Raw genomic sequence first — 23,218 nt, 5'->3', positions numbered from 1 at the left:
GTGGACGGCGCCCGCCACGTCGGCGCGATCTGGCCACGCATGAACGGCTGGTAAACTGTACTCTCACCATTCCAACGTCACGTGCTCATGACGCATTATCATACGGCCTTGTATGGGATTTGTTTTGTCAATGCCTGTCACCGCATTGGCTTTCACCTTTCTGTTTCGATGATGTGATCCGAGGGGAGCCTTCGCCCGGGCGCATTCCGCGCCACAACCTTGTATTCGGTTCGGTCATTCATGACCCGGACCATGAAGCAATCATTCGCTTCGGCGGCTTGGCTCCGAGGCGGCGGGCCCATTCTCGGTTCGGCGTCGAAGCCAAGGCTGTGTTCGGGTCCCCGCCACCTCGGATCACGATCGGCGACCTGCCCGCAAATCGCCGCGGCCGTCGAACGCGTCAGTCGTAAGGTTCAGGCCGCCACGGCTCGCAACCTGACGCCTGGCGGGATCTCCCCAATCGTCACCAGTCGCCACAGGGCAATGAGCAGCTTGCGGGCCAGCGCCACGATCATGGTCGTCTTGCGTTTGCCGCCCGCCTCCGTTCTGTCCCGGTACCACTTGGCCAACGCGCTCTCGCTTTGGAACCGCAGGAACCGCCAAGCCAGCTGCATCAGACCACGTCGGACCCTTGCATTTCCGGCCTTCGCCAAGCCTCGCTCCCGACGCTTGGCCCCGCTTTCGTCAGGTGATCCCGTCACGCCGGCATAGCGGGCCACCGCCCGGCGGTCCCGAAGGTTTCTGGAGAGGACCTCCCGGACGAGCAGATCCGCCGTCTCCAGACCCATCCTGACGACGCGCGCCAGGAGCCGAACCGTTGCATGCGCGTCATCGGCCGGAGCCTGTTCCAAGCGCTCCCTGCGGCTGCGCTCGATCACCTCGATCTGCTCGCGGACCCAGGCCAGCCGGGCCATGTCGCGTCTCATCTCGGCCAGCATGGTGGGCGGGATCGGTACGCCCTCCGGCGTCCTCAGCGCTTCGAGGCGCTCAGGCGCCTTCGCCAGCTCCGGCTTGAACGCCCGGATGCCGAGCCGGATGAGGGCCGCCTTCATGCGGTTGATGATCCTCGTTCGCTCACCGACGAGGTTTTCGCGCTCGCGGCTGGGACGTTTGGCGTCTTCCTCCTCAAGACTCGGAACCGCGACCATCTTGCAGTGCCGGGGCTCGCCGCGCAGCCAGCCCAGAAACACCCGGATCAGCATTTCGGTGTCGAGCCGATCCGTCTTGGCCCGGCGATGGTCGCGTGAGACCGCTACGCTCGTGGAGTGAACGACATAGACCTCGATGCCCTGGGCCCGCAGCCACCGCGCCAGCCAGAAACCGTCCCGCCCAGCCTCGAAGGCCAACACCACCCGCCTCGCGCCGCCCGGCGGCTTCCGCCTGCCCGCGCCATTTGCCCAGTAACCGCATCAACGCAGCCGGGTCCGGCTCCAGCTTCTTCAGAGGCCGTCGGTCGACGCCGGGGACAACCGCGGCCGCCAGCCAGCTCGATTGGCTCATCTCAAGTACGGTCACCAAGGTGCCGTCTTGTTCGAAGGGTACGAGGGAACGGCTCAGATCATCCACGTGGATCATGTGGGGCGCCTCCGCCTGCTTTCGATGCCGGCGAGGGTGCCAGAGCCCGCCGTCCTCCCCATAGCTTCTCGGTCAGGAGACCGCGTCCAGGCCGAGCACCTGCAGCCAGTCCCATTGGCTGACCTCCGCCGCGCTCAGAACCACGCCGTCCCGCATCGCCCGCTCGCGCACGACAAATCGGCGTCGCGACGGCAATCGGGCTCCCTGGCTCAGGATGCCATCGAACAGAACCTCAGCACGCTCGAATGGATGGCCGGGCCGACCGGTGGCGAACCGCTCCGGGCTCAGGGCTATGATCAGCTCGCCGTGACGTGGCGCGAGCGTCATGGTGCCCAATCGATCCAACGCCTCGCGGCTGGTCAGATCTCCGATCATCACGCCTGCCAAGAGCTCAATCATGGTCGAGATGGCCGAGCCCTTGTGCCCACCGAAGGGGAGCATCGCGCCTACCAGTGCGGCCTCTGGCTGCGTTGTAGGCTGGCCTTCGTTGTCGAGAGCCCAACCTTCCGGCAACGGGCGGCCTTCCCGGCGATGAAGCTCGATCTCGCCCCGCGTGGCGACAACCAGGGGATACATTTCGCTGATTTCGGCATTGAGGGCCTCGGCCGCGGCAGGAATATCGCTCGCGTGCGGCGTCACGATCAGGGTGCCGCTCTCCATCCTCATTTATCAGACACGGCCTCTGAAGGAGGCTGAGAACAGCGTTCAGCCCGCCTCGCATCATGAACAGCAGAACGCTTTATTGAGTGCGGGCAGCAGCGTTTGCGGCGCCGCGACTCTCAAAATACGGGCATGTTTTCACAAGCACAACGATGCCGCTTAGTCGCCAAGCAGTTCTGGATGCCATCTTGTCAAGCCGTTAAGATGGAGATGGGCGAACGCAACCGAAGACCGTCCGCCGCTGCGCAGCGCTGCCCTCGCAACGGAGGAGTACAGCCATGACAGTTCACGAAGCGCTCCGTTACACTAAAATACCCCTTACGCATGGAGAGGGTGAACTCCCAGCAGTTGGGTTCGGTACGTTGATTCCCAACTCTGCCGCGACAGAACAAGCAACTAAGGTGGCCTTGGACGTGGGATTTCGTCATCTTGATTGCGCGGAACGCTATCGCAACGAGGATGCGGTGGGCAGCGCCATGCAAGAAATGTTCAAGTCCGGTGCCATTAAGCGAGAAGAAGTCTTTGTCACGACAAAGCTTTGGAATACCAATCATCGCCCCGAGCGGGTCAGATCCGCCTTCGAAGCAAGTTGCCGACGACTGCAGGTCGACTACGTCGATTGCTATCTCATCCACACTCCTTTTGCCTTTCAGCCCGGAGACGAACAGGATCCCAGAGATGAGCACGGCCAAGTCATTTACGACCGCGAAGTGACTCTGCTCGAAACCTGGCAGGCGCTGGAGCGTCTTGTAGACGACGGTCGATGCAAGTCGATCGGCTTATCAGACATTTCATTGGAGAAGCTGAAGGAGATCTTCGCGCCAGCACGGATCAAGCCTTCCGTAGTGCAGGTCGAATCTCATCCCTATCTTCCCGAATGGGAGCTACTCGACTTCTGCCGAGAGCACGGCATTGTTATGCAAGCGTTCGCAGCGTTGGGCCATGGTTTAGAACCCAGCGTGCTACAGGATCCAGTAATCACGGCCATTGCCCAACATGCCCAGAAGACACCTGCCCAGGTCTCGCTCGCCTGGGCTGTACAGCGTGGCACAGCCTTCCTAACTACCTCGACCAATCGCAGCAGAATTCAAGAGAATTTCGATATATCGAGCCTACCTGAAGACGCCATGGAGGAGATTAAGGAGCACGTCACGACAACCGTTCGGTTCAACCAAGTTGTGAAGACAGGCGTGCCCGGGTTCATTCCTCAGACCAAGGCAAATTGACCTCATCGTCGGGAGCCGATTGGCACCGACACCTTACCGGGGACGTGTCAACGCTTTCGCCCGCAGGGGGAAGGCGGTTCCCGGTTTCTTTTGGATCAAGCGATTCAGCCTAGCGGAGGGCGTGATGGCACGTCTGCTTTCGGTCAATGTGGGCCTGCCGCGGGACATCATATGGCAAGGGAAGACCGTTCATACAGGCATATGGAAGACACCGGTTGAAGGCCGGCGTAAAGTTCTGCGGCTTAACATCGATGGCGATGGGCAAGGAGACTTGGCCGGCCACGGCGGTGAACATCGTGCCGTGTTCGTTTACCAAATCGATTCGTACCGATATTGGCGGAATCAGCTGGGTCGGCAAGGCTTCGATTATGGGCAATTCGGAGAGAATTTCACTGTTGAGGGTCTTCCAGACACGCAGGTCTGTATCGGAGATCGATATCTCATTGGCCGCACTTTGTTCGAGGTTACGCAGCCGCGTGTCACTTGCTACAGGATCGGCATTCGGATGAATGAGCCAAGAATGGCCGCCCTGCTGGTCACGCATGGAAGGCCTGGCTTCTATTTTCGTGTGCTGGAGGAAGGTGAGGTGCAGGCCGGGGATGAGATTACGCTCGTAGAGGCCGGGCCGGAGAAAATGAGCGTCTCGGAAGTCAATGCGTTACTCTATATGTCTGGTCACCCCCGTGATCAGTTGGAGCGAGCGCTACGCATCCCAGCGCTCAGCATCGGTTGGCGCAGATCCTTTGAAGCGCTTCTCGCGCAGGATCGCAAGAACGGCATAACAACCGGAAACGCCGGACTTGTCGCGGCCTCCGGCCCACCTCCGGCCTGGCCTGGGTTCCGCCCGTTTCGTGTCTCGCGCAAGGTCCGCGAGGGCGGCAACGTCATCTCGCTCAGGTTAGAGCCGATGGATGGGAAATCTCTTCCCATGGCTCTTCCGGGACAGTACGTTGTACTGCAGCTTGGGTCGGCGACCATACCCACGATTATGCGGAGCTACTCGCTGTCAGCAGAGCCGAGCGCCTCGTCTTATCGTGTGAGCGTGAAGCGAGAAGCGCATGGTGTGGCTAGCACCTACATCGACGACGAGCTTGACGTGGGTGATGTCGTGCGTGTGAGCGCTGCGCGCGGCAACTTCACCCTTCGTCCGGGCAGCACGCCTGTCGTATTGCTGAGTGCCGGGATCGGCGTGACGCCGGTGCTTGCGATGCTTCACGCCTTGGCGGCCGTGGCCTCGACGAGGGAGATTTGGTGGTTGTACGGGACCCGAAACGGTCGCGAACACCCCTTCGCCGAGGAAACGCGCACGCTTCTCAAGCCGCTTCCAAACTGCCATCGCCACATTCGCTACAGTTCGCCCGATCCCGATGATCGGCCCCAAATTGATTTCGATGCTCCTGGGCGTTTCAGCATGCAAGTGCTCCGGGAGCTTAGCCTGCCTCGTGACGGGGACTTTTACGTCTGCGGACCTGTGACGTTCATGAGCGAAATGATTCTCGGGCTTGCTAATGCCGGAGTTGGATCAGATCGCATCCATACCGAGACGTTCGGCGCTGGTCCTTCCCTCACTCCGGGCGTGGCTGCATCGCCACGTCGGCTGCCGCATCCGCCGGCAGGACTTCCCGGCTCAGGACCACTCGTCTCATTCGCACGCAGCGGAGTGAATGTCCGCTGGGGCTCGACGTTCTCCAGCTTGCTTGAACTCGCAGAGTCCTGCGACGTCCCTGTACGGTGGTCCTGCCGGACCGGAGTGTGCCACAATTGCGAATCCGGTCTCATAGCAGGCACAATCTGCTACGAACCCGACCCAATCGATGCGCCAGCTGAAGGTAACGTGCTGATCTGCTGCTCGCGACCTCAAGGTGATATCGTCATCGATCTTTGAAGCTTGGCGCCAAACGATCACGATACTTGCCATGTCGATGTGCCGGCCAGCAGACATTCCGAAGAGTCGCTTGGGTGCGGGCTGTGTGAAAACACAGTCACCCAGGCCGTCATAAAATAACTTCCTATGCTGCTCTCGATCTGGCATATCATGCTCCAGAAAAGCACCTGTCAAGGGGCTGATCGCCGCTACTTAGGAGAACATCATTCTACGCACGACGCCAACGCCGGCGTTCTCGCACAGCCTCAGTAAATAGTGGTCATCCTTATGATGGCCAATTTTCAGAGTATACGCTCAACCCATTGCGCGCGCGAGGGCCCCGGCTCGAACGGATCGCCAAAATACTGGGTCTCGCGGGCCACCTTCCCATCAAGAAACTCCATGATGCTCACGGTGTAAGACGGCCGTCCGTCATAGGTTAGCACATACTCGGTGACCCAAAGATCCCCTGTGCCGGTTATCCGCCGAACTGTGAAGCGTTTCTGGTTCGGCTGCGCGTCGCGGGACAACTGAATCTTCCGCCGCCCGCGGATGCGCTCGCCCGATTGCGGATATTCGAGCACGGCGTCCTCTCGGTAAATCTGGTGTTCCCCCTCAAGGTCGTTCGCATCGGAGGCGGCCCAGTGGCGATCCAGAGCTGCTCGAATGTCTCGGTCTTCCATATCAAATCTCCCTGACCATCGCCGTTGATCTTGAGCCGTTGTACCATGCGCTGGCCTGGAACAGGCCTTCCAGATGGGGCAGAAGGGCCGTCCGCAGTAGGGACGCTGAGTGGCCGAGGAGGGTCGGAACCGACCCTCCGGCTGATGACTGCCGCTCTCAATGGAACGCGGCGCTGAGTGGAGGCTCAGCGCGGTGAGAGCAAGCGGGCGACGGCCGGTTGCGCCGCGTCACGGTGCTGGCCAACGATGTCAGCAAGCTGTGTCTCAATCGTCGTCTCGACCGAGAGCCCGACCCGCAGCAGCCGGGCGAGCGGCTGGTTCGGCGCGATCACGATCTGCACAGGCAGGCGCTGGACAATCTTGGTGAAGTTGCCGGTGGCGTTGTTCGGCTGGATCGTCGCAAAAGTCGCCCCCGTGGCGGCTGGCACACCGACCACCGTGCCTTCCAGGTCGATGTCGTAGGCGTCCACGTGGATGCGGGCGCGTTGGCCGGCTTGAACGTGCTTGAGCTCGACCTCGCGGTAGTTGGCCTCGACGTAGACCTCGGACAGAGGCACGACGGCCATCAGTCCGGTGCCCGAACTGACATAGTTGCCCACCTGCACGCCGCGCTGGGCGACCATGCCGTCCACCGGAGCCCGGATCGTCGTATAGGAGAGATTGAGCCTTGCTTGTTCAAGCTGCGCTTCGCTGGCGCGCACGCTCGCGTTGGCTGAGGCCTCCTGGGTCTGCAGGATCTTCAGCTGCGCCTGAGCCGCCTCCAAAGCGGCCTTCGCTCCATCCAGACTGGCCCTGCTCTGATGCAGGGAGCTGTCGGCCTGCTGCTGGGTCTTGATCGAGCCAGACCCGGTCGTAGCGAGATAATCGTAGCGCTTGGCGTCGGCTTCCGAGAACGAGAGCTGAGCCTCTGCGGTTTTCACGAGCGCCTTCGCCTGCTCGATGAGCGGCCCTTGACGGACGATGGACGCCGCCGCGTTCTCGACTGCGGCACGGTCACGCGCGAGGTTCGCTTCGGCAGAGGCGACGGCCACCTGGTAGTCACGATCATCGAGCTCAATCAGCACTTGCCCGGCCTTGACCACATCGTTGTTCTCGACGCGGACCCCTGTGACCTGGCCGGGGACGCGTGGCGCGATGGCGGCGTAGTGCACGCGCACGTAGGCGTTGTCGGTCCAGACGTTTGGATGCGGCGCGATGATGTGCCAGGTCACCACACCCACGAACCCCAGGACGATGAGGCTCGCGAGAGCCCATGGCCAGAGTCGCGCGAACCAAACCTTCTTCGGAGCCGCCTCATCGGTGACTGGCGGCGAGGCAGGGGCGTCAGGTGCGGACGGTCGGGGGAGGAACGCAGAAATCGACATGATTGATCAGCCCCTCGCGAACAGGATGCGCGGCGGGTAGGTGCGGACGGGCAGCAACACGACGAGCAGCGCGAGAGCGACGCCGAACGCGGCCAGGATCAGGAAAGTGTCTGCGGCCGTCAGCACGTTCGCTTGGGCCACTACGGCACGGGCGAGCCGCTCCCCCTGCTCGCTCACAGCGGGTGAGCTACCGGGCAGCAGGCTGTTGGGAGCGAACATCGGCTGGAAGCGGGTCTGTCCGACTTGCTCAACGAGACGCTCAGAATGGAGTGCGCCGCGCCACCGCTCGATGAATTCCAGAATGCCGATGCCAACTGGTGCGGCTAGGCTGCGGGTCGCGTTGACTAGCGCTGAGGCGAACGGACCTTCCTCCGGTCCCTTCACAGTGTTCGTTGCCATCATCAGCAGAGGCAAGACGACCATTGGCTGACCGACCGCCTGCAGAGCTTGCCAGAGATAGAACTGCTCCCGGTTCCAAGAGGCGTCGAGCGCAGCATTTCCAAGGCAGGCCATGCCAATGAGTGCCAACCCGAACAGTGTCACTATGCGGGCATCAGCCCACCGATGATCGAGCAAGAACGCCACTGCTGGCAGCATCAGGAACTGCCCGAGCGCAATAAGGAGCGTGATCCAGTGCCCCTGCAGGGCACGATAGCCCTGGATTTCAACCAAATACGTCTGCGGCACCAGTGACGATGACAGACTAAGGACGACGAAGAGGAACAGCCCAAGCACCCCGTAGGCGAAATTCCGCTGCTTGAGCAGCTGCAGCTTGAGCACGGGGAGCGGGTGGTGCCACTCGTTGAGCGCGAGCAGCGCGAAAGTGACTGCGCAGAGGAGGACGAGGACCCAGACCTCTTCCGAGTTGAACCAGTCCTTGTGGTCGCCGTGATACATCAGCGTAGTTAGGGTGCCCGCCCCGATAGCTAGGAGCAAGGCGCCTCGCCAGTCGAACTGGTGCAAGCGCTCGTAGCGCGAATGATCCTGCGGCAGCCCGTGCCAGACAAGAACGGCTGCTAAGGCGCCGAGCGGCAGTGCCTCAAAGAACACGAAGCGCCAGTCGACGATATCGGTCCAGAGTGCTGCGATGGAGCTACTGATGGCGGGCGAGAAGGTTGCGGTGAGCGCGTAGATGGCAAGCCCATAGAGACGGATCGGCGGAGTGAGCACGCGCAATGCCGTCATCATCAGCAAGGGAATGGTGAAGCCTCCGCCCAGACCTTGAAACAGGCGCAGGCCCAGCATCACGGACAGATCAGGCGCGAAGGGTATGAGCAGCGTCGTGCCACAGACGAGGCCGATGGCGAACAGGGTAAAGCGGCGCAGCGTGAAGGTAACGGCGAGCCAGGGGCCAAGGGCCATCCCGAACACAACACCGGACGCATACACGCTTCCGATCCAGAGCCCAGGATCGTGGCTGATTCCGAAGGCGCCACGCACGTCGGCCAGGGCCGCGGCCATCACGAGTTCGTTGAATTGAGCGTTGAGGGCGGCAACGAGCACGCCGAGCAGGCCAATCAGAGGTTTGAGGGCCATCGCGGAGACTCCGAAAGACACGCCCAAGGCTGTTACGCTTTGACTGCTCAGCTGATTGCGAACAGCCGCGAATTCGGCCGCCTTCCCTGCCGGCAAAGCTTCCTGTTCCCGCGTACGCGAGAGAATTCACAGCAGGTCGTCATGATCGGTGACGTAACACGTCAGCGAGGCCAATCAGACGAACGTGGCGACACAGCGCGAATTGGCGATGACGCCGAGCTGCTTGTCCACGGCATCGAGGATCGGTTTCGAAGCCTCCGGCGCCTCATCCTGTGTAGGGATGCCGATACGGGACATGGTTGCCTCCTTTGGCGGTGGCTGAGAGGTCAGCCACAGGCGGAGAGGTAGGCTCTTACAGGCGGTGCGATAATGCCCTAAGTTTGAGAGGCAATGTTTTGCTGGGTGAGATAACGGATGGATCGTCTGGAGGCGATGACCATCCTCGTCGCTGTGGTGGAGACGGGCAGCTTCACGGCGGCAGGCCGGAAGCTGGGCATCCCGCTACCCACGGTCAGCCGGAAGCTGGCCGAGCTGGAGGCGCACCTGGGCACGCGGTTGCTTACCAGATCCACGCGACGGCTCGCGCTGACCGAGACAGGGGCTGACTACGTGGCCGGCTGCAAGCGCATCCTTGAGGAGATCGGGGACATCGAGCGCAAGGCGTCCGGGGAGTATGCCGTCCCGAAGGGTGAGCTTGTCGTTACGGCGCCGGTCGTGTTCGGGCGGCTGCACGTCCTTCCGATCGTCAGCGAGTTCCTGTTGACGTATCCGGACGTCGATGTCCGGCTGTTGCTCTCCGACCGGAACGCTCACTTGCTGGACGACCACATCGACCTTGCTGTGCGGATCGGCATCCTGCCGGACAGCTCGATGATGGCCACCCAGGTCGGGACCGTGCGCAAGGTCGTTTGCGGAAGTCCGAGCTACCTTGCGAAGTATGGCACCCCAACCAAGCCGGATGAAGTCTCAGGATTGCCGTGCGTGACGTTCGATGTGCTGAGCTCGGTGACCTCGTGGTCGTTCATCGATGGCGGGGATCAAGGCTTGAGGGCCGTTTCGGTCCGGTCACGCCTGTCGGTCAACACGGCGGAAGCGGCTCTCGACGCTGCCGTAGCTGGTGTGGGACTCACACGCGTGCTCTCCTACCAAGCTGCTGGAGCACTTGAGGATGGCAAGTTGCAGGTAGTCCTTGACGCGTTCGAGCCGCCACCCATTCCGGTGAGCCTTATCTATGCGGCTCAAGGGCCACTGCCGCGCAAAGTGCGAACTTTCCTAGACTTCGCTGCACCGCGCCTGCGAGCACGTCTCCCATCAAAGAAAGCTCCCTGAGCAATCGCAATTCAATCTCTGGATTGGTGCACGATGAGGTCATACGCGTTGTAGCCTGTGGCGTTGAGGCGGGTGCGGCACTCATCTTGGATGAAAGCGGCGAAGACCTCGCGGATGGGGTGATCTGAGTGATGTGGATGGTGAAACGGGCTCTGATCCGGTAGCTTGGGAGCATGCGGCTCCGCCCCGAGGATGTGCCCTCCGACCCGGCTCGTCTGGTTGCGCTGGTGCTGGCGCTGGATGCGGAGAACGAGAGCTTGCGGGCAATCGTGCGGACCCTGAAGGATCTCCTCTTCGGGGCACGCTCGGAGCGGGCGGCGGTGATCGACGTCGATCAACTCCCGCTCGACCTCGCGGATCTGGCCATCGGGCCTACCCCTCCGCCACGGCCCGCCAACGATGAGGGCATGGCTGAGCGCAAGGTGGATCGCCCCCGCCGGCCGGCGCTGCGGTGTGGGTCCTGCCCAATCCCAGCGGGCGAAATCGGGCGTTCAGCCTCGATCAGCTAGTCAGCGCCTATCGTCAACTCTATCAAGCAGCGGACCTGAGCTGACTTCCGACATGGAGAGCGGAAGCCGCATACGCCGCTCGCCCCATTGATTGATTGGAGAATTAGCCATGGAATACGTGAAGTTCGGCCGGACCGGCTTGGAAGTTTCACGGCTCTGCATCGGCTGCATGACCTATGGGGTGCCGGAACAGGGTGCCCATCCCTGGACCCTGACGGAAGAGGCGAGCCGGCCCCTGATCCGCCGGGCGCTCGACCTCGGCATCAATTTCTTCGACACGGCGAACGTCTATTCCGACGGCACGTCCGAGGAGATCGTCGGCCGCGCCCTGAAGGATTTCACGCGCCGCGACGACATCGTGCTGGCGACCAAGGTCAACAATCGGATGCGCCGGGGGCCAAACGGCAAGGGCCTGTCGCGCAAGGCCATCCTCGGCGAGATCGACAACAGTCTGCGTCGGCTCGGCACGGATTTCGTCGATCTCTACCAGATCCACCGCTGGGACCCGACCACGCCGATCGAGGAGACGATGGAGGCGCTGCATGACGTCGTGAAGGCCGGCAAGGCGCGCTACATCGGTGCCTGCACCATGTCGGCCTGGCAATTCTCCAAGGCGATCTACACCTCCCGCCTCCATGGCTGGACGGAGTTCGTCAGCATGCAGAACCACGTCAACCTGCTGAACCGCGAGGAAGAGCGCGAGATGCTGCCGCTGTGCATCGATCAGGGCATCGCCGTCGTCCCGTGGAGTCCGCTCGCCCGCGGCCGTCTGACCCGGCCCTGGGGCGAGACCAGCGCTCGCCAGGAAACCGATAAATTCGGCAATATGCTCTATACCGAATTTCCGGAATCCGACCGGCAGGTCGTGGACAAGGTCGCGGCAATCGCCGAGGCGCGGGGCGTGCCGCAGGCGCAGGTGGCGCTGGCCTGGGTAATCCAGAAGCAGGGCATTACCGCACCGATCGTCGGCGCGTCCAAGCCACACCACCTGACGGATGCGGTCGCGGCATTGTCGCTGGGCCTCACAGCGGAGGAGATCGCCGCGCTCGAGGCGCCGTACGTCCCGCATCACGTCACCCCATAGCGATCAGATGGTTACGGCATCCGGTCGATGCCCAACCGAATGCCGTTCCCCCGCCGCTAGAGCGTCGCCATGTCGATGACGAAGCGAAAGCGCACGTCGCTGCAGATCACCCATTCGAACGCTTCCTTGACCTAATCCCATCGGGAGTTCCCCCGGCTTTGCCGGGGTGGCAGTAGGAGTTTGACGTTTCCTGCAGTGTCCATCTAAGAATTTCTCTCCGTGAGCCGCCAAGCACACGGGAAGATCTTCAACGATGGACGAGTTCGAGAGTCTAAGTCACACCAAGTGGACGTGCAAATACCACGTCGTGTTCATACCGAAGGGACGTCGGAAGGCACTTTATGGGACGCTTCGGCCGCATCTCGGCGAGGTGTTCCGCGCTCTAGAGCGGGGTCCGAGCGGGTTGAAACCGTGGTGATGGCAACGCGTTGGCCGGTCCCCGGGGGGGCGGCTCAACGGAGGTGGCCCATGCCCTCAGCTTTGTCTGTCGACCTGCGCCAGCGCGTCGTCTCGGCCGTTGCAGAAGGCGCCTCCTGCCATCAGGCCGCCGCGCGCTTCGGGGTCAGCGTGGCCAGCGTCAGCCGCTGGTCCAGGCAGCAGGAGGGCCAGGGAGATGTCACGCCCAAGCCCATGGGCGGCGACCAGCGCTCGCAGCGCATCGAGGCTCATGCCGAGCTCATCCTGCAGACCTACCAAGCCCACCCGCAGAGCTTCCTGCATGAGCTCTGCGAGACGCTCCAGGAGCAAGGCGTTCCGGTCAGCCGCAGTAGCCTGTCGCGCTTCTTCGCCCGGCACCGCATCACGCGGAAAAAAGGGCGACGTACGCAGCTGAGCAGGAGCGGGAGGATGTAAAGGCGGCTCGTGAGGCGTGGTTTGCCGGCCAGCTTGAGCTGGATCCGGAGCGACTGGTGTTCCTGGATGAGACCGCCGCCACCACCAGCATGGTCCGCCGCTACGGCTGGGCCCCGCGCGGCGAGCGTTGCCGCCTCGCGGCACCCGCAGGGCACTGGAAAACCACCACTGTGATTGCCGGGCTGCGCACGAGCGGGCCTGACGCGATCGCTCTGCTGGACGGCCCTGTGACGGGCGAACGCTTCCGCGCCTACGTGACCGACACCCTGGTCCCCACCCTGAGACCCGGCGACACCGTGATCCTGGACAATCTGGGCGCTCACAAGGTGGCCGGCGTGCGCGAGGCGATCGCGGCAACCGGGGCCCGGCTGCTTTATCTTCCTCCGTACTCACCTGAGTTCAACCCGATTGAGCAGGCCTTCGCCAAGCTGAAAGCGCTGTTGCGCAGGGCGGCGGCCCGCAGTGTCAGTGAACTCTGGGCGGCGATCCACCAAGCCTTCAAATGCTTCTCGCCGGCTGAGTGCCGCAACTACTTCACAGCTGCTGGATACGAGGATGATGCTTACGCTTCAACCTGATCGGGAGCGGCTCTAGCGCAGCAGAAAGTATGGCTGCGCAAGGGCTTCGGGTTCTCAGGGGCGTGGACCGTGCGCGAGCAGAACCAGCTGCTCGCCCACTGCTTCGGTCTTCCCGTCGCGAACAAAGCATGAAAGCGGGGCCGAGCAGGCCCTCCTGCGGCCTGGACTCGAGTTTGCGACAAGCCCTCCTCCTCGCGCTCCTCAACATGGGCCTGGTCGGCGCACTGTGGCGCGTGCGCTGAGGAACCCTGGTTCCATACGCCGCTCTTATGCGAACGGCGGTACCACGGAGAGCCTCGTCTAGGTCTTGAGGCCGGGATCGTCCGCTGCGGTATACCCTCACGGACATATCGCTCTGCAAAATGAGCATCGAAATCGAATTCACCCCCGGCAGGCAGCAGCCGTAATCATGGATCCCTGCCCAGGTGGCATCTTGTCTGGGTCCGCCAATACCGTCCTGAGAGGTGGGCGTTGCCGCCGAAAACGGCCGTTCTCGACCCGGCCGCTACTACCTACCTGAGACCAGGGGAATGGCCCTGCGGCTTCTAAACGGGCGTGACAGACTCTCAGCGCACAGGTTGCGCTCCTCGCCGCCATCGGTGAGAGTTCCCCATCCGTCCGGCGGATGGGAGCAGGCGATGATGAGCGCGGCGAGGATCCTGGTGGTCGGCGGCCTCCTGCTGCTGCCCGTAGCGGCGCAGGCTCAGGCGGATGCTGATCGGACCGGCACCGGCGGAGGTCCGGGCACGACGATCACGGCCCCTTACACGCGGTCCACTGGCCAGACAGTACCGCGGGCCGGCGAGGCGGATCGCGCACTGGAGCGCAGGATTGACGACCTCACCCGCGAGGAGAAGCGCGACGACGCGATCGACAGCAGCATCTGCACGGACTGCGAGTAGTCTGGTCGGGCACCGCTCTAGCCCGTGCGCGTGAGGGCAGGAGGCGCGCAAGCGCGTGTATGGAACGCGAAACCGGCCCTCCGGACAGTCTTCGCAGGATCTCGCGCGGGCCTCGCGCTGGCCGGCAGTTGAGGGCCAGTTGATCGGCCTCTGGCCGGGCCTCACGAGTGAGCGGATGTACTACGTTGATCTAGGGTACGTTCTATGCAAGGAGCGCCGCCGTTCCACCCTCGTCTCCCACCCGGGCGCGGGACAGCGGGCCGGGTGTGAAGGGCCTCGATCAACACGCACTCGGCCCGAGCTCCTCCTGATGCTCAAGACGAAGAGAACGCCGGCTCGGGTATAAGACCCGGCCGGCGTCAGGGAAGGAATCCGTTGATGACACCCCTCATCGCGCGGCGGCCCGCGATGGTTCCGGGGGCCTCTCGGTGCTGGCCATCCCTGCAGCTCCTCTCGAAAGCCTCGCCCCAGCTCTCGACCCTAGCAGGCGCGTATGACAGCCGCCGATCTCCCTCCGTCCTCCCTGTCGTCCACCGTCCTGGCCTGGAGCCAGGGCCTCGCCAGCCTGTCGCCGGGCCAGCCGCCGTGCCCTGGCTTCCGGCCCGACGAGTGGGTCGAGACGCTCGCGAACTGCCGGCGCTTCGTGGACGACTTCGGTCCGCAGGCTGACGCGCTCGGGTGGGACATGATCACTCTGTTCGGCTGCCATCCGAAGTCCGGCGTGATCTGCGGCGGCCCGTCGGGCGTGCTGCTGCCGTGCACCTACCCGGTCCTGGAGGCGCGGCCCGACTTCATGCGGAAGCACCTCTGGACGATCCCACGGGACAAGCCGGGGCGGTATCGCGGGATCCCGGTGTGGGAGTGTGGCAAGCAGCGGCCTGCAACCGGACCCACGGCATGCGCGATAGGACGTAGAACTTGCTTGTGAGGGTACGCTTCCATGAGGGCTCGCCGTTGTCTCGCTGCTCTTGCAGCGCTGTTGCTCACCGGAGCGGCTACTCATGCCGAAGGCCAGAAGGCCGCGGTTTTCGATTTCCAGCTTGCCAACCTGGGAGCCTCACCTCCGACAGAGGCCGACAAAGACCGCCTGGGCCCGCTCACCGACCAGCTCCGCTCGTTGCTCAAGGACAGCGGCCGGTATGAGATCGTCTCGATCGATCCCGTGGAAGCGGAGGCTGCGAAAAGCGACCTCCGGCACTGCAACGGCTGCGCTGAAGACCTTGCAAAGAAGGTTGGAGCAGACGTGGTCTTCACAGGAGAGATCCAGAAGGTATCCAATCTGATCCTGAACATCAATGTGTACGCAAAGGACCTAAAATCCGATTCCCCGGAGAGGGCGTACAGCGTGGACATTAGGGGCGACAACGACCTCTCCTTTGAGCGCGGGCTGAAATATCTGGTCAAGAACAAGCTTCTTGCGCAGTGAGTGGCAGCCCAAGACACCGCATCCCCGTCGCACCTACAACGAGAATGGCCGGGAGATCCCGCCGCCGACCATCGGCCTGCTACGCGCAGAGGGCGACCGAACCGCGACGGTCATCTGCCACGGGTGTGGGCTACCACGCGATCATCAGCACCGACTGGTTCCCTGCGGACCTGCCTTTCCCCGACATCGCGCTCCGGCTGCGATGCTCGGCCTGTGGGTCGCGGGAGGTGGGCGTGATGCGCGACACGCTGGGGATCTACGCTCGGATCAACGCGCGGACGGGCTGGGGCATGAGGTCAGCCGGTCCGCTGCCGGCGCACTACAAGGTGGTCGGACGGGACGTGCCGTGGCCGGATGAGGAGGTCTGAAAAGAAAAGCCCCGCCGCGGCAGCGCCGGGCAGCATCAGCCTCGACGTCGGCCCGGTCGTCGCGGCGAACGAGTCGGCGAACCGCATCGCGCCTGACCATGCGATAGGTAAGGGGGCCTCGGCGCATGGCGGTGAGGACGGCGATCCCGCTGGCGAGGCCCGCGTAAGGAGCCATCACTCGGCCGCGTCCCGCCGCTCGCCGCGCGCCACCTCCGTCATTTGGTCGTCCGGCAGGGGACGCTGCAGCTGCAGCGCTTCGTCGGCCGGCGCCTCCAGCCACGTGCGCCACTCATCGGCGGTCGTGAGCAGCACCGGCATGGCCTTGGGGTGGACGGGGCCGACCACCCCGTTCGCCTCCGTGGTCAGGAAGGCATACAGCCGGTGCTCCTCCTCGATCGGCTCCTCCCGCTTCGGCCCGCGCAGGCCCGTCCAGGGCCGCCAGATCCCCGCAAACGCGAACAGCGGCCGCTCCTGCGAGAGCGCGAACCAGACCGGCGTCTTGCGCGGCTTGGTGTCGGCGGACTCGCTGAAGGAGGAGACCGGCACGAGGCAGCGGAACTCCGGCTTGAGCCACGGGCGCCAGTAGGGCGAGGTCACGTTGCGGAGGTTGGTGACCGGCTGGGTGCCGAGCTTCGGCGGGGGCGGGAAGCCCCAGCGCATCATCGTCAGCGCGTGCCCGCCGTCCGCCATCCGGACCACCGGGGCCATCTGGTCGGGGAAGATGCCGGGCAGCGGCGGCAGGTTGCCGGTCTCGTCGCGCACGACCCCGAAGCTGCGGCGGATCTCGTCCTGCGAGCGGGAGAGGCTGTAGAGATTGCACATGAGCTGGATCGTAGCGCGAGAGGCACTGCCAGATCCTTGCCTGGCGGCCAGCTAAGCCAAGGCGGCGCCTGTGACCTGGGCGCCGGGTCCGTCACAGGGAGCGTTTGTCGCGGCAGTCCCGCAGCTGGAAGCGCCCGCTGAGCGCCCTCACCTCGTCGGGGGTGGGGCTGTAGGCGACCCGGGTCCGGTCCATCACCACGGCCGCCCAGACCTGCGCCCGGTTCGCCAGATTGGAGGACGGGAAGCCCTACAAGTCGCTCAAGCGGCACCTGACGAAGCGCGGTCTGACGCCCGAGGAGTACCGCCGGAAATGGGGCCTCCCGGCCGATTACCCGATGGTCGCCCCGAACTACGCGGCCCAGCGCTCCGAACTCGCCAAGAGCCTCGGCCTCGGCCAGATCCGCCGCCAGCGCGCTGCCGAGAAGCGGGCGGCAGAGGACGCGAAGGTGAGTGCGCCTGTGGGGCCGAAGAAGGGCCGCGGCCGGCCGAAGACGGCCGCCGAAGCCGAATAGCCGGCCCACCTGATCAACACGGACAGTGACATCGAGAAGGCCTCGCCCTGCGGCGGGGCCTTTCTTCGGTTCGGTCGCGTTTGGAGCGCGTTATAGGCGCGAGTTGGTTCCCAGAGCGAGGAGCCGCGTTGTCGTATCGTGATGGCCCGCGGGGATCCTGAGATGGCGTGCAACGAGGACCTCATCGACGCGCTCAAGCACGAGCACGAGCGTCTGGGCCAGCTCCTCCGGGTCATCGACGGCGGCCGTTGGTGGACGGACGCCGAGCCCGGTCGTCTGAAGGTAGCGGCTCTGCAGGAACGGGCGGCGCAGATCCGCGCCTACATCGACGGGATTGAGCGCGTCGTTGGCGGGATTGGTGGATGATGGCGGTCAACAGAGGCCGCTTCGGCCGGTCGCCTGCAGGTTTCTCATCACGACGGAAAGCCGATCCTCGGCCTTGGTAAAGATGGCCGATAGCTCCTCTTCGACGCGAGTGCGGACGACGGAGTTCGCGATGCTCGCCGGCAGGGTGCGGGCTTCGTCCCGCAGCTCCTGGATGACCTCGGTCACCACCTCCCCGGACTCGACAAGGTCGATCAGACGGGCATCGCGCGCAGCGAGGCGCCTGTCAGCCGTGACGACAGACCGGGAAGATCCCGCCCTTGGTCCCACGCTCGTACTCAATATGACCGCCACGCTTCACACAGGCAGCCTTAAGGGCTTCCTCTCGAGCCGCGAGCATCTCCGGCACTCCGCCAACGACAGCTGCCGTTAGTAGAGCTACGACGATCGCGACGGCTAGGGCGAGGTGACCTTCGGCGGTGTACCGCAATCGGTACCACCACACTGGAAGGTGGGTCTGGCGCATAGAGCGTCTCCTCGACCTGCACTGCCAAGTGGGAGTAGCTAACTTGTGAGTGAGCTGTGGTGTTTCGGCACACAGCCTATTGCCAGCGTCCTCGGCCTTGCGTCGAGGACGGGCCGAGCTGGTATCCGGTCGCAGCGAGCCGCGCTGCTTCGTAGGGCCGTGCACGCGGGAGTGCGCTCCATGGCTGACGTGCTGGAGGGTGTGGGCGCGATGGTCCTCGCGGCCGGCGTCGTCCTGGCGATCATCGCTGTGGTCGCGCTCGTGGGCCGCACCCTCTCGCGGGACTGAGCCTGTCGTCTTCCATCCTGGCCGTTTCCCAAGATGCCGTTTGCGTCGGTGAGGGGTCGCCGCCAGCGGCCGTTCCGATGCGGCAGGTGTAAGGTAGCCGGCGACCCTGAAACGGGCCTGGAAGCCGCGATGCACCCAGCTTGCGCGGGGTGTCAGGATATCGTGATGTCTTGGCTGTCAGGTGTGCGTGTAACGCTTTCGCCTCGGAGGATGCACCTCGGCCTTGCGCATCGAGCCGTTGACGATGGCGCTGGCGATGTCGGCGGCGCTTCGGTGTCCTTATCAGCGACAAGCTTGCGGGTCGCCTCGACGGTCAGGCCCTCGGCGACGAGGCGCTCGACCAGCGCGGGCCAGAGCCAGCGCGGTGCAGCGTGGATCGCGCCCAGCGCGCGGAAGTGCTCGGAAGCATTCCGCTCCGGTCCGCGCGGGGCGCCAGTCGAGGCCGAGTAGAACGGCCTCCAAAGGCCCGCGGCTGTCGTGCGACTAGTCTCTGGACTACTATGGCATCGGGGCCATTCTGGAGCCGCTGGATGCAACCACTCATGGCCCTCTGCGAGCGCAGACGCATCCCGGCTTGAGCAAAAATTTAACTTCCGCCGAATCGTTGCCCCTGCCATCATCGGTGGTACCGGCCAAGCTGGCCTAGCGGCGGCAGCACGGAGGTGCATGGTAAGCTTTGAGCCCGAGTTTGCGTGCAACTCCTGCGAATTCAAAAATAAAATACGTGGAGGATCGCAAATGTTTTCGTGTGAGGCGATCATGGACCATTATGCAAATCTCAAAGTAAAGGACGCCGATATAGATAATATACTTGATTTGTATTTTGCTGACCCCTCAACAACGATCCACGTAATCGGCGACGATCTCGTCATTGATGTTGCTGAGGCGATCGAGGCGAGCGCCTACGCTCGCCTCACCCTCAGGGACAAGGGGGCTCCTGACTCTCGGAAGCGGCATGCCGTGTGGGCCGCGGTTCTGCTGGCAAAGCCCTACCAAGTGCCGCCGACAGCGCCCCATCGCTCAGGGCGACCTACCGGCTCTCGGGCACACTCACTTTCCTGAAGAGCCTGCCCAACCGAAGTTGGGCGGGCTCAATCTGGCCACGTTAAGCGTCGCCTGATGCTGTCCAAGGCCGTAGGCCACACGAGGGAGGACAGCATGCGTTTGCTCAGCATCTCTGCCACGCTTCTGACGGTTCTTATCGTTCTGGCCGTCAGCGCCATGCTCAACGCCGCGAGCGCGCCGCTGCGGGCCCTGTGGGGGCTAAGACGGGCCTAGAGCTACCGCCTGCTCCGACAATCCAGGAACTGATACAACCGGCGCGCGTCCGCACCTTGGGAGCCGTCGCGAGGCCATTCTGACTGGCGTGGCACGCGGGTTCAATGAACTCGTTCCCCTGCCTCGGCGTCCTCATCAGCTGCCGTAAGCCGGGGCGGTATCGGGGGATCCCGGTATGGGAGTTCGGCCGTGGCTGACACTCCGACGGTCGGCGAACTGTACAAGCTCAAGCACGTCACGGACGAGCAGATCGATGCGGTCGTCCGCGACGACCTGAACGACCCGACGCCCGGCATGCGCCTGATCGCGGAAGGTATCGCTCTCGACTTCGCCGCAGTCGTGTTGGCCCACCCCTATGCCCGCGAGGTGCTCGCCCGAGAGAATGCGCCCGAGGCCCAGCAGCGCATAGCGGTGCGGACCGCGATCCGGCTGGCGAGACCCGCACGAGTCGTCGCGGCTACGACGCTATGGCCCCGCCCTCCGCAACACCCGACGGCCCAGATAACCGTTTCCTGGTCATTAGGCGCCCGCTGGCCGGCTTTCGCGCATGCGGGCTGCTTTCTCCAAGCTTCAGGTGTAGAAAATGCCGCTGGCGGCGCTTCCAATCGCTTTACGGCGGCACTGGCATGATCATCATGGCGGCGCTCCAGGACGGAGGCCGCCATGATCCGCGCGCTCCTCTTCTCGAATTTCTTCCTCATCCTGCTCACCGGACTCGTCATCGCCGCCTAGCGAGCGGGACGAGCTTCAGTCCGAGACGATGATGATCACGATCCGGCCGGTGATCGGGTCGAGAAGGCGGACCTGGGCCATGAGAGCGCCCCTGCGGTTGCGCCCAAGTCAGCGCAGCTGAAATCTTGACCCTTTCGCGGCCGCTGGCGGCAGAGGCCGCCGTTGTTCCCACTCTCCACGACACCAGACGGAACACCCCTTCCCGGGCTTTGGGCGGGTCTGGACGGCTGCTAAGCTTTGCGGGCTCAACCCCCCCTGGCGGCCAAGGCTGATCGGCCGCTGACGAAGCCCTGACGGGCTCCAGCGGCAGCCTGGGGCCGCAGGACAGCTTCGTTCCAGCATGCAGCTGTAGGTGCTCGCCCATGGCCACCATCGCAGACCTCCGCACGGCCAAGCGCCTGACTGACGAGCAGGTCGACGCCGCCGTGATGGGCTACCTTGCCCACCCCTCGTCTGGGCCCCGCCAGATCGCCGACGGCCTGACCCTCGACATCGACGCGGCCGTAGCCGCCTGCCGCCAAGCCGCGGAGGCCATGCGGCGCAAGGACGTCACCGTTGCCCGGCGACGGGTGGCCGTCCGGACCGCGATCCTGCTGGCGAGGGTGGGATAGCGGTGCCATAGGCCATGCCTTCGACCAGGAGACCTGCGCATGGCGCTCGGCGAGGCTTTCACTACGTTCGCCTCGGCCATTGCCCACGCCGCCGGCCGGCCAAGTGCTTTTCTTCTCTGCCTGGTGGTGATCCTGGCTTGGGCGGTGAGCGGGCCGCTGTTCCACTACTCGGACACCTGGCAGCTCATCATCAACACCGGCACCACCATCGTGACGTTCCTGATGGTGTTCCTGATCCAGAACACGCAGAACCGAGACGGGGCCGCCATCCAGGCCAAACTTGACGAGCTGATCCGGACCAGCGCCGCCCAGAACCGCTACATCGGCATCGAGCACCTCACCGTGGAGGAGTTGGAGGAGCTGCGCCAACGCTGCGAGGCCCAGGCCGCCAAACACGACGAGGCCCGCCGGGCGGCCGATCTCGCCGAGAAGGCCGCAGACCGGAAGGCGCGTGACGCTGCCGAGCGCGCGTCGGGTCTGCCGCACTACCCCAAATAGGTATCGTCTGTCGTAGCTTATGCATGCTTCTCTCAAGAGGGTGCCCGCGTTCAAGGTGCGCCTCCTCACGGGGTGGGGTGTCCCGGCCTGAGCGGAGTTACATCATGGCATCATGGCGCCGCTCCAGACGTTCATCAGCCCACAGACCGTCGCGAGGTTCAGTCAGCCGACCCGTTCAGCCTGCCCGCGTCTCACGAAGGCCTCGCTCGCATAAGGGCGGCGTATGGAACCGACTACCCTCGGTTGGTTGAGAGGACGGTGCGGATCGTGGCCAGCTCCGGGATGGAGGCAGCACGCTGGGCGGGCATGCCTAACAGCCCGTGAACGCCGCTGCGTTAGCGACAGGCCTCGTGGGATCCCCTCACCCGCGCGCGAGGGAAGCCACGCGCATCATGCAAGATCCGCCAGCATCGGATCGACCCGCGCGAAATGGTCATCCCAGGTCGGCGGAGCGACGCCGACCAGGCGCTCCGCCAGGGTCCGGCGTAGCGGCGAGTGGGTTGCCATTAACTCCTCCACGACCCGCATCCAGCCCAATCCGTCGAGCGGGTGGATGAACGCGGCGAAGGCCTCCGCGACCTCCCGGTGCACCGGGATGTCTGAGGCCACGACCGGAAGGCCCGCGGCGGCCGCCTCGACCATGGGCAGGCCGTAGCCCTCCGCGAAGGAGGGCATCAGCAGGGCGGTGGCGCCCCGCATCAGCCGCACGAGACCCGCCGTCGAGAGCCCCGCGACCTCAACCACATGCCGGCGCACCGCCGGGCAGCGGTCGAGGAGGTCAATTACGTTCCGGCTCTTCCAGCCCCGGCGCCCGGCGATGACGAGGCGCGGCGTGCGCGGCCCGTGCCGGGCATCGAGCTCCCGCCAGAGGGTGAGAAGCCCGTAATGGTTCTTGACGGGCTGGATCGTCCCGCAGGCGATGAAGGTCGGGCGGTCCGGCGTGAGCGCCGGCCCCGTGCGGTCGGAGAACGCCGGCTCGATGCCGAGCGGGCCGATCGTGACGGGCGGGACGTGGAGGCGCCGCGCCGCGAGGTAAGCGGAGAACCGCGACCCGACATCGGCCGAGTTCACCACCACGGCGGCGGCGTGGCGCGAGACGGTCCGCATCCGCACCGCGTGGCGCACCGCTTCCCCGTCACCCCCGTATTCGGGATACTCGATCGGGATGATGTCGTGGACAAAGAAGACCGGCCGCACGTCGCAGCGCTCGTAGAGCCAGTCGAACCGGCGGGGCCGGTCGAGGCGCAGGTGCGAGGTGTGGAGATAGAGGGCGCCGCGCGGCAGCCCGCCGATCCCGGGGGCTCGGGCGACCCGCCACCGAATCGCCGCCTGGATCCGCCGGCGCCGGGGCGGAGGCGGCGCCAACGGAGCCGGAGCGACGCTGGTGCCGAGGCGCAACGCGAGGGCGCGGTAGACCGGGTCGGCCTCCGCAGTGCTGCCCTCGACCCAGCCCGAGGCGACCGCCTCCACGATCGCCGACGCTTCGCCCCGATCGAGGAGCTTGGGTCCGAAGGGCGTCGTGATCAGCCCGAACCGCGGCGCCTCCTGCCCGAGGTAGTGCCGCGCATAGGCGAGATCGACCCGGTCGATGCCGGTCGGGCTCGCATGGGCCAGACGAAGGACGAGGCGGGTGATGTCGAGGACGACGGGGCGATCTGTCATGCAGGACTG

21 protein-coding genes and 6 pseudogenes are annotated in these 23,218 nt (G+C 64.4%); 17 read left to right on the top strand and 10 right to left on the bottom strand.

Features of this window, described 5'->3' with window-relative positions:
- Positions 1-413 precede the first annotated feature (413 nt).
- Positions 414-1,575 (bottom strand): annotated as a pseudogene (locus MNOD_RS30400) (IS110 family RNA-guided transposase).
- Positions 1,576-1,647: 72 nt separating this feature from the next.
- A pseudogene (locus MNOD_RS30395) lies at positions 1,648-2,136 on the bottom strand (Ldh family oxidoreductase); the annotation flags it as partial.
- Positions 2,137-2,513: 377 nt separating this feature from the next.
- Between MNOD_RS30395 and MNOD_RS30390 the strand changes: the two are divergent.
- Together MNOD_RS30390 and MNOD_RS44350 are read left to right on the top strand one after the other, a co-directional pair.
- Positions 2,514-3,461, top strand: a complete 948-nt coding sequence (locus MNOD_RS30390; RefSeq protein ID WP_015932796.1) for an aldo/keto reductase — start codon at positions 2,514-2,516, stop codon at positions 3,459-3,461.
- A 124-nt stretch (positions 3,462-3,585) separates the two neighbouring features.
- Positions 3,586-5,346: an MOSC and FAD-binding oxidoreductase domain-containing protein gene (locus MNOD_RS44350; protein WP_015932795.1), complete on the top strand. Its 1,761-nt coding sequence runs from the start codon at positions 3,586-3,588 to the stop codon at positions 5,344-5,346.
- Between the two features lie 281 nt (positions 5,347-5,627).
- Here the strand turns inward: MNOD_RS44350 and MNOD_RS30385 are convergent, their stop codons facing one another.
- The 4 genes from MNOD_RS30385 to MNOD_RS50135 all read right to left on the bottom strand — a co-directional run bounded on the left by MNOD_RS30385 (position 5,628) and on the right by MNOD_RS50135 (position 9,205).
- Complete coding sequence (locus MNOD_RS30385; protein WP_015932794.1) at positions 5,628-6,008, bottom strand: nuclear transport factor 2 family protein; 381 nt, start codon at positions 6,006-6,008, stop codon at positions 5,628-5,630.
- Positions 6,009-6,193: 185 nt separating this feature from the next.
- Entirely contained in the window at positions 6,194-7,372 is a 1,179-nt protein-coding gene (locus MNOD_RS30380) for an HlyD family secretion protein (protein ID WP_015932793.1), read from the bottom strand.
- 6 nt (positions 7,373-7,378) lie between these two features.
- Positions 7,379-8,908, bottom strand: a complete 1,530-nt coding sequence (locus MNOD_RS30375) for an MFS transporter (protein ID WP_015932792.1) — start codon at positions 8,906-8,908, stop codon at positions 7,379-7,381.
- A gap of 174 nt (positions 8,909-9,082) precedes the next feature.
- Positions 9,083-9,205 (bottom strand): hypothetical protein, encoded by a 123-nt coding sequence (locus MNOD_RS50135; protein ID WP_015932791.1) that lies wholly within the window; start codon positions 9,203-9,205, stop codon positions 9,083-9,085.
- A 117-nt stretch (positions 9,206-9,322) separates the two neighbouring features.
- On the opposite strand from MNOD_RS50135, the gene MNOD_RS30370 reads away from it, so the two are divergent.
- From MNOD_RS30370 to MNOD_RS50360, 10 genes and pseudogenes are all read left to right on the top strand, one after another.
- Complete coding sequence (locus tag MNOD_RS30370) at positions 9,323-10,237, top strand: LysR substrate-binding domain-containing protein (RefSeq protein WP_015932790.1); 915 nt, start codon at positions 9,323-9,325, stop codon at positions 10,235-10,237.
- 173 nt (positions 10,238-10,410) lie between these two features.
- The gene (locus MNOD_RS30365) at positions 10,411-10,746 is read left to right on the top strand and encodes a transposase (protein ID WP_015932789.1); all 336 of its coding nucleotides are present in this window, start codon (positions 10,411-10,413) and stop codon (positions 10,744-10,746) included.
- Between the two features lie 109 nt (positions 10,747-10,855).
- Positions 10,856-11,830 carry an aldo/keto reductase gene (locus MNOD_RS30360; RefSeq protein WP_015932788.1) on the top strand — a complete coding sequence of 325 codons (975 nt, stop codon included), beginning with the start codon at positions 10,856-10,858 and terminating at the stop codon, positions 11,828-11,830.
- A 253-nt stretch (positions 11,831-12,083) separates the two neighbouring features.
- Positions 12,084-12,215: pseudogene (locus MNOD_RS44345) on the top strand (transposase); the annotation flags it as partial.
- 83 nt (positions 12,216-12,298) lie between these two features.
- Positions 12,299-13,260 (top strand): IS630-like element ISMno11 family transposase gene (locus tag MNOD_RS44340; RefSeq protein WP_076611772.1). Its coding sequence is split into 2 segments (ribosomal slippage): positions 12,299-12,638 and positions 12,638-13,260, totalling 963 coding nucleotides; the frame shifts between segments, so codons are not numbered across the junction.
- 27 nt (positions 13,261-13,287) lie between these two features.
- A pseudogene (locus tag MNOD_RS47280) lies at positions 13,288-13,392 on the top strand (IS6 family transposase); the annotation flags it as partial.
- A 506-nt stretch (positions 13,393-13,898) separates the two neighbouring features.
- Positions 13,899-14,162 (top strand): hypothetical protein, encoded by a 264-nt coding sequence (locus MNOD_RS30345; protein ID WP_015932786.1) that lies wholly within the window; start codon positions 13,899-13,901, stop codon positions 14,160-14,162.
- Between the two features lie 493 nt (positions 14,163-14,655).
- Positions 14,656-15,090, top strand: a complete 435-nt coding sequence (locus tag MNOD_RS30340) for a hypothetical protein (protein WP_015932785.1) — start codon at positions 14,656-14,658, stop codon at positions 15,088-15,090.
- A 12-nt stretch (positions 15,091-15,102) separates the two neighbouring features.
- Complete coding sequence (locus MNOD_RS30335) at positions 15,103-15,588, top strand: DUF3280 domain-containing protein (RefSeq protein WP_015932784.1); 486 nt, start codon at positions 15,103-15,105, stop codon at positions 15,586-15,588.
- Between the two features lie 236 nt (positions 15,589-15,824).
- On the top strand, positions 15,825-15,956 hold the full coding sequence (locus MNOD_RS50360) for a hypothetical protein (RefSeq protein WP_341874474.1): 132 nt from the start codon (positions 15,825-15,827) through the stop codon (positions 15,954-15,956).
- A gap of 174 nt (positions 15,957-16,130) precedes the next feature.
- On the opposite strand, the gene MNOD_RS30325 is transcribed toward MNOD_RS50360, so the two are convergent.
- Entirely contained in the window at positions 16,131-16,778 is a 648-nt protein-coding gene (locus tag MNOD_RS30325) for an SOS response-associated peptidase (protein WP_015932782.1), read from the bottom strand.
- A gap of 230 nt (positions 16,779-17,008) precedes the next feature.
- Here MNOD_RS30325 and MNOD_RS30320 point away from each other — a divergent pair.
- Positions 17,009-17,290, top strand: a pseudogene (locus tag MNOD_RS30320) (Ros/MucR family transcriptional regulator); the annotation flags it as partial.
- A gap of 162 nt (positions 17,291-17,452) precedes the next feature.
- Entirely contained in the window at positions 17,453-17,656 is a 204-nt protein-coding gene (locus MNOD_RS30315) for a hypothetical protein (RefSeq protein ID WP_015932780.1), read from the top strand.
- A gap of 6 nt (positions 17,657-17,662) precedes the next feature.
- Here MNOD_RS30315 and MNOD_RS47270 read toward each other — a convergent pair whose 3' ends face one another.
- Positions 17,663-17,842 (bottom strand): hypothetical protein, encoded by a 180-nt coding sequence (locus tag MNOD_RS47270; protein ID WP_157091596.1) that lies wholly within the window; start codon positions 17,840-17,842, stop codon positions 17,663-17,665.
- Between the two features lie 58 nt (positions 17,843-17,900).
- On the bottom strand, positions 17,901-18,140 hold the full coding sequence (locus MNOD_RS47265) for a hypothetical protein (RefSeq protein WP_015932778.1): 240 nt from the start codon (positions 18,138-18,140) through the stop codon (positions 17,901-17,903).
- Between the two features lie 1,755 nt (positions 18,141-19,895).
- Between MNOD_RS47265 and MNOD_RS30305 the strand changes: the two are divergent.
- The 3 genes and pseudogenes from MNOD_RS30305 to MNOD_RS30295 form a co-directional block, all read left to right on the top strand.
- Positions 19,896-20,150 (top strand): annotated as a pseudogene (locus MNOD_RS30305) (hypothetical protein); the annotation flags it as partial.
- A gap of 650 nt (positions 20,151-20,800) precedes the next feature.
- On the top strand, positions 20,801-21,049 hold the full coding sequence (locus MNOD_RS30300) for a hypothetical protein (protein ID WP_015932773.1): 249 nt from the start codon (positions 20,801-20,803) through the stop codon (positions 21,047-21,049).
- A 39-nt stretch (positions 21,050-21,088) separates the two neighbouring features.
- The gene (locus MNOD_RS30295; protein WP_015932772.1) at positions 21,089-21,547 is read left to right on the top strand and encodes a low affinity iron permease family protein; all 459 of its coding nucleotides are present in this window, start codon (positions 21,089-21,091) and stop codon (positions 21,545-21,547) included.
- A gap of 390 nt (positions 21,548-21,937) precedes the next feature.
- On the opposite strand, the gene MNOD_RS30290 is transcribed toward MNOD_RS30295, so the two are convergent.
- Positions 21,938-23,209 carry a glycosyltransferase family 4 protein gene (locus MNOD_RS30290; protein ID WP_157091595.1) on the bottom strand — a complete coding sequence of 424 codons (1,272 nt, stop codon included), beginning with the start codon at positions 23,207-23,209 and terminating at the stop codon, positions 21,938-21,940.
- Between the last annotated feature and the right edge of the window lie 9 nt (positions 23,210-23,218).

The sequence above is a fragment of the Methylobacterium nodulans ORS 2060 genome (assembly GCF_000022085.1).
Lineage (GTDB): Bacteria > Pseudomonadota > Alphaproteobacteria > Rhizobiales > Beijerinckiaceae > Methylobacterium > Methylobacterium nodulans.
This window is presented reverse-complemented; position numbering and strand designations above follow the sequence as displayed.